This is a genomic window from Cytobacillus oceanisediminis 2691 (assembly GCF_007678455.1).
Classification (GTDB): domain Bacteria; phylum Bacillota; class Bacilli; order Bacillales; family Cytobacillaceae; genus Mesobacillus; species Mesobacillus oceanisediminis_A.
Genome location: NZ_VEEP01000473.1, coordinates 1 through 228, shown reverse-complemented (window position 1 = coordinate 228; position 228 = coordinate 1). Strand labels below are relative to the sequence as shown.

At 44.7% G+C, this 228-nt stretch carries 1 protein-coding gene; it reads left to right on the top strand.

All coding sequences use genetic code 11. From position 1 onward, the window contains the following. Positions 1-21: 21 nt before the first annotated feature. The coding region (locus tag FS736_RS25710) for a hypothetical protein (RefSeq protein ID WP_395883989.1) at positions 22-228 on the top strand (207 nt) is incomplete at its 3' end.

The following is a 228-nucleotide window of genomic DNA, read 5'->3' as shown; positions in this document are numbered from 1 at the left end:
AAATCTTCAAACAATACCAGAATCCTTCAAACGCCGATCAAACTCCACCCCTTCCCGCCACATACTTCCACTCACCCTCCACCTCTCCTCATCACTCAACACCCCCTTACCAATCTCCTTCCCATCCAATCACCCCAGTCAACAGTCTTCCTTACCCAATATTCAATCCATCATCTTGAACAAATACCTTTATTCAACATCCACTTCCTTCCCTTAACAAATCTCACT